6 protein-coding genes are annotated in these 5299 nt (G+C 69.5%); 3 read left to right on the plus strand and 3 right to left on the minus strand.

Going from position 1 to position 5299, the window contains the following annotated elements; genetic code table 11:
- The first annotated feature begins 154 nt into the window (after nt 1–154).
- Together AC1D2K_RS29195 and AC1D2K_RS29200 are read left to right on the plus strand one after the other, a co-directional pair.
- Entirely contained in the window at nt 155–619 is a 465-nt protein-coding gene (locus AC1D2K_RS29195; RefSeq protein WP_478093234.1) for a hypothetical protein, read from the plus strand.
- A 19-nt stretch (nt 620–638) separates the two neighbouring features.
- A complete protein-coding gene (locus AC1D2K_RS29200; RefSeq protein WP_478093235.1) occupies nt 639–995 on the plus strand; it encodes a phage holin family protein in 357 nt (118 codons plus the stop codon).
- A 21-nt stretch (nt 996–1016) separates the two neighbouring features.
- Here the strand turns inward: AC1D2K_RS29200 and AC1D2K_RS29205 are convergent, their stop codons facing one another.
- Nucleotides 1017–2603, minus strand: coding sequence for a M48 family metalloprotease (locus tag AC1D2K_RS29205; RefSeq protein WP_478093236.1), 1587 nt, complete (start codon nt 2601–2603; stop codon nt 1017–1019).
- Between the two features lie 55 nt (nt 2604–2658).
- On the opposite strand from AC1D2K_RS29205, the gene moaC reads away from it, so the two are divergent.
- On the plus strand, nt 2659–3138 hold the full coding sequence (gene moaC, locus AC1D2K_RS29210; protein WP_478093238.1) for a cyclic pyranopterin monophosphate synthase MoaC: 480 nt from the start codon (nt 2659–2661) through the stop codon (nt 3136–3138).
- A 34-nt stretch (nt 3139–3172) separates the two neighbouring features.
- Here moaC and AC1D2K_RS29215 read toward each other — a convergent pair whose 3' ends face one another.
- Both AC1D2K_RS29215 and AC1D2K_RS29220 read right to left on the minus strand, forming a co-directional pair.
- Nucleotides 3173–4087, minus strand: coding sequence for a hypothetical protein (locus tag AC1D2K_RS29215; RefSeq protein ID WP_478093240.1), 915 nt, complete (start codon nt 4085–4087; stop codon nt 3173–3175).
- Nucleotides 4088–4179: 92 nt separating this feature from the next.
- Nucleotides 4180–5299: PglL family O-oligosaccharyltransferase (locus AC1D2K_RS29220; RefSeq protein WP_478093242.1), on the minus strand; the 1120-nt coding region annotated here is incomplete at its 5' end.

The following is a 5299-nucleotide window of genomic DNA, read 5'->3' on the forward strand; positions in this document are numbered from 1 at the left end:
GTGCGCTACGCTGCCGGCGTCATCGGCGCGTTGCTGGTGCTGGCGATCGGCAAGTGGGTCGCCGCGCGCCGCCCGAAGCCGGCCGACACGGTCGCCGCCTGAACTTCCCTTGCCCAATGTCTCTCCCACTCCAACCAGCATAGAAGGAGCAACCATGGAAAAGGTCATTCTGTACGTGGACGACGCGGGCTATGCCCGCGAGTTCCTCGCCAAGGCGCCGGCCGAGGCCGGCGCCGCCGGAGCACGCCATTGGGTGCTGGTGGCCTGCGCACCGCGCATGACCCACCGCATCAGCAAATGGGTCAGCCACAGTGCGCGCGAGAACTGGCGCGCCAAGTGGTTCGCCAAGGTGCAGGAGCAGTTGCTGCCGGTGCTGACGAGCGGCAATGCGCCGGTGACGCCGGTGCTGGCCAAGGGCCCGCTGACCGAACTGACGCAGCGCCTGAAGCTGGAGCACGGTGCCGCACGGGTGATCGATGCCCGCCGGCCGAAGCTCGGCGTCGATCTCGAACCCGTGGCACCCGACCAGACGCCGGCGGGCCAGTCCGGCTGGGCGTTGCCGGGCGCGGTGCTGGGCATGGGCGCGCTGCTGGTGCTGGCCAACGAGCTGTCCGAATAGCCCGTCGGGCCCACGCCGGATGCGACTCCTCATCAAATGGCTGCTCAGCGCGCTGGCGCTGCTCGCGGTCGCCTATCTCTACAGCGGCGTCCAGGTCACCACCTACACCTCGGCGCTGCTGGCCGCGGCCGTGATCGGGCTGCTCAACATGTTCGTGCGGCCGGTGCTGGTGGTGCTCACCCTGCCGGTCACGATCGTCACGCTGGGCCTGTTCCTGTTCGTGATCAACGCCCTGCTCTTCTGGGCCGCCTCGGGGCTGCTGTCGGGCTTTCACGTCAACAGCTTCTTCGCGGCGCTGCTCGGCTCGCTGATCTATTCGCTGCTCGGCGTGCTGATCGAGTCCGCGCTCGGCGGGCTGTTCGAGAAGCAGCGCTGACGCGCGCGCCCCGGCGGCTTCCTACCTGAGCTTCGCCTCGGCGGCCTGCTCCCTCAGGATCGCGTCGATGGCGCGGGCGCGGGTGTCGATGATCGACGCCTCGTAGTGGTCGACCGGACCGGCGCCCGGCTGGCCCTGCGCGCTCTTGCGGATCAGGTCCTGCGCCGCCTTGAAGCGGTCGCGCGCCGCCGCGTAGTCGAGCGAGGCGACGTTGGCCTCGGCATCGGCGCGCACCGCGCTGACCGTCTCGTTGTTCGCGCCATACAGGTTGGCGAGCATGCGCCAGGCGCTGGCGTCGCGCGGGTGGGTGGCGACCCAGTCGCGCAGCGCCGGAATCATCGGTGCCGGATTGCGCGTGGCGACCGCGGCCTGGGCCGCCAGCATCATTTCAGGCCGCTCCTTGGCCTTGGGATTCAGCAAGGCCGCGGCCGCAGGCGCCGCACCGGCCGCGAGCTCGATCTCGGCCGAGAGCAACCGCGCCAGCCGGGCCGACGGCGCGTCGCCGGCCGTGCGGGCGACCAACTGCTGGGCCAGCGCACGGGCCGCCTTGAAGTCGCGCAGCTCGCTGGCCGAGAGCACCGCCGCATAGAGGATGCCGGCCTGCTGCGCCGGCGAGCTGCGCGCGAACTCTCCGGTGCCCGCCGAATCGGCCCACAGCCGCAGCACGTCGACCCCGGGGCGGGTGAGCACCCGGGCGCGGGCGGCAATCATGGCGTGGTCCATCACCAGCGGCAGCGGTGCGGTGGCGCCGGGCTTGGCCTGGATGCGGCCCTGCATGTCGGCGATCCGCTCGCTGTTGAGCGGGTGGCTGCGCAGATAGGGGTAGGAGCCGTTGTCGTTGAGCCGCGAGGCGTACTGGAGCTTCTCGAACATCGAGGCCGCACCCTGCGGCGCGAAGCCGGCCTGCGTCATCACGCCGAAGCCGACACGGTCGGCCTCGCGCTCCATGTCGCGCGAGAAATTGAGCTGGTTCTGCATGAACATCGCCTGGCTGCCCATGATCATCGCCTGGCCGGCATCGGCGCTTCGGCTCTTGCTGGCGGCGATCACGCCCAGGATCAGGCCGGCGAGCATCATCGGCATCTGCTGGCTCTGCTTGGTCATGATGCGCGCGATGTGGCGCTGCGTGACGTGGGACAACTCGTGCCCTAGCACGGTGGCGAGCTCATCCCGGCTGCCGACCACCGCGATCAGCCCCAGGTTGAGCCCGAGATAGCCCCCGGGCAGGGCGAAGGCGTTGATGTTGCGGTCGCGGCCCAGCAGGATGGCCCAGGCGAAGCGCTCGTCGAGCTCGGGCGTGAGTTCGCCGCGCAGCCGCGCCGCGGCGAGCAGGCGCTGCCAGATGTCCTGCACGTACTCGACCAGCACCGGGTCGTCGATGAAGTCCGGGTCGCGGTAGAGCTCGCGGGCGATCTGGTCGCCCAGGTGGCGCTCGGCGCTGGCGGTCATCTCGCCGCCGTCGCCCATGCCGGGCAGCTGCTGGGCCAGCGCGCGCAAGGGCAGTGCGATCTGGGCGGCGATCAGCAGCCCGGCGCACAGGCCGCGCAGCAGGCGGGCAACCGGCGGTCGCGAGAGGATGGAGTGGTGAAAGGGAGTCAAGCGCGGCATTCCTCGTCCATTGGCTCGGCCCCGTATGATGCTTCACTCCGCAGAACGTTCACAGATGAGCTCTCTTACACATTTCGATGCCCAGGGCCAGGCGCACATGGTCGACGTGGCGGCCAAGCCCGCGACCCATCGCGTGGCCGTGGCGACCGGCCGCATCGAGATGCTGGCCTCGACCCTGGCCCTGATCGAGTCGGGCAGCGCCAAGAAGGGCGATGTGCTCGGCGTCGCGCGCATCGCCGGCATCCAGGCCGCCAAGAAGACCAGCGACCTGATTCCCCTGTGCCATCCGCTGGCGCTCACCCGCGTGGCGCTGGCCTTCGCGCTGGTCGACGGCACCCCGCCGCAGGTGACCTGCACCGCGACGGTCGAAACGGTCGGCCCCACCGGCGTCGAGATGGAGGCCCTGACCGCCGTCCAGGTGGCGCTCCTGACCATCTACGACATGTGCAAGGCGGTGGATCGCGGGATGCGCATCACCGACGTGCACCTGCTGGAGAAGCACGGGGGGAAGTCGGGGAGCTGGGTGGCGGGCTAGGCCCCACGGCCGGACCGCTCCAACGTGGGCTTGGTCAGGTCCGGTCGGCAGATTTTTTCAGTCTGCGCTTGAAACGACGCTCCCAGAGCTTGTCCGCGAAGAATTGCACGGTCTTGCGGACGCGATCGCGCCCATTGCGGGCGTCGTAGGGCGACCGGATGTCCGCGCCCAGTTGTCGCGCGCGCACGCTGAGCAGCGTCTCGGAGAGAACGCAGCGCGCTTTCATGCGCATGTCCTCGAATGTTTCCGCGGTCAGCGGGCTGGCCTTGTACCAGCCGCCGCTCCATTTGAACTTCCGCTTCGTCTCGGCCATCGCGTCCGGATCCGCAACCATGAAGACCAGGCGGTTTTGGGCGTACCCGGGATCGACGTGATCCCGGAACAGCTTGTGGGCCGGCTCGTAGCCGTCATGCACGAGCGAATCCAGGAATTCGTTGCCCGGGGAGAGGGTCACCAGCCCCTTGCGCAGCGTGTTGTTCATCGCAAAGCCATAGGTGACGATGTACTCGAGCTGCGGCCCCAGCGGCGTCTTGACGGAGCGCACGTGGTCGTGGATCTCCCCGAGGATCCAGGGGCCGGCGTGGACGCTGAGCTTCTCGATCTCCTGGCCGAATCGAGCCGCTCGCTGGGGACTCCAGCCCTGGTGACGGGCCACCGTGTCGTTCGTGAAGATCCAGACGTCGGGTTCGTCGCTGCGTGACAGGACCGCGGCCACCCCTGTATMCCAGCCGGAGAATTCGCGATTCGAGTTGTCTCCCGGGATGACCCGGGCCTCGAAGCCGAACCCGGCGTAGGTCTCCTCGCCGTCCGTCCGGGCGTTGTCGACGACGACCAGTGTGACCCGGTCTCCGGGCTTCGCGAACGCCTCGCGAAACCGGGCGAGCAGCTCGACGGAAGGCTCCCTGCGCGCACTTCCAAACTCGAGATGGACAAAGCTGTAGTGAGTCATGGTCTGCCTGCGTGAGGTGGGATCCGTTGGCCCAACGGAATGTAGCTCGAAACAACTCCTTGCAGAACTGCGGACGGCGCACGCATCCGGACCTACCCGGCCGGATCCTCTTCCATCGGCTGGCCGCCGACCCAGCGGGCGTACTCGGCCGGAAAGGCGGCCCTGAATCGGGCGGCCTGCGCATAGGCCTCTTCGTCGTCGCCCAGCAGCATCGCGCTCTCGATCAGCTTGACGATCACGGCCGGTTCGGGGGAAAAGTGCAGCACGCGCTGCGCGAGCGCGTGCACCTCGGCGGCGTTGGCGCGGGTGACCGGCGTCAGGGTCAGCCTGGCGAAGGCGACCGGCGCCTTGAACAGCCAGGAGCCCTGCGCCACCTCGAGCGGGTGGTCGCGGTAGGCCGGCAGCCGCCGGTCGCGCTCCAGGAAAACCTGGCTGATGCGGGTGTAGTCCCAGGCGGCGTAGCCGACGCTCGCCATCAGGGCGAGCACGGCGGCCATCGCCAGAGCGGGCGCCGTCTGCCAGCGAGCCCGGGCGGCGCGAGCCCCCATCGGCGCCGCCGGCCACAAGAAGCCGAGGCACAGCCCGAAGACCAGCTGGAACGGGCCGTACCAGAGCGGGTATTCGAGCAGGCTGTGCAGCACGATCGCGCCGAGCAGGGCCCAGGCCAGGAGCCGAGCCGGATCCCTTTCGCGCCACGGACGGGCGGCCAGCACCAGCCAGCCGAAGCCGCCGCAGATCAGCAGCGCCGCCGGAATGCCGAGTTCGACCGCCAGATGCAAGGGAAGGTTGTGCGCGTTGTCGAGGATCTCGACGAAGCGCGGGCCGGCGTAGAGCGTGCTGTAGTGCGCGAACTTCAGCTCGCCCCAGCCCCAGCCGGCCCAGGGACGCTGGGCGATCAGGTCGAGGACGTTGTGCCACAGCAGGAGCCGGCTGTGGGCCGCCGGGGCGCCGTCGCGCAGGCGGGTGATCATGCCCTCGACACCCGGGCTGGCGAGTTGGGGAAGCAGCCAGGCGGCAACGAAGTAAGCAGGTACTGCGGCCATAAGCAGCCAGGGATGCGGCAAGCGATGGAGGCCGACTGGCTCGCGACGCTCCCGCCAAGCCAGGAAAGCAGCCCCGCCGACGATCAGCAGGAGCTGCAACAGGCCCGTGCGCGAGGTGGCCGCCGCAGCCGCGACCACCAGCAGCGCCGCCGCCGGCACCAGCGCCGCG

The sequence above is a fragment of the Variovorax sp. P1_H12_2 genome (assembly GCF_056405335.1).

What these genes read in the sequence shown, in the direction of transcription:
- moaC (WP_478093238.1), top strand. Translation starts at nt 2,659, where the DNA reads ATGAGCTCTCTTACACATTTCGATGCCCAGGGCCAGGCGCACATGGTC.
- AC1D2K_RS29195 (WP_478093234.1), top strand. Translation starts at nt 155, where the DNA reads ATGGAAAAGGTCATTCTGTACGTGGACGACGCGGGCTATGCCCGCGAG.
- AC1D2K_RS29200 (WP_478093235.1), top strand. Translation starts at nt 639, where the DNA reads ATGCGACTCCTCATCAAATGGCTGCTCAGCGCGCTGGCGCTGCTCGCG.
- AC1D2K_RS29205 (WP_478093236.1), bottom strand. Translation starts at nt 2,603, where the DNA reads ATGCCGCGCTTGACTCCCTTTCACCACTCCATCCTCTCGCGACCGCCG.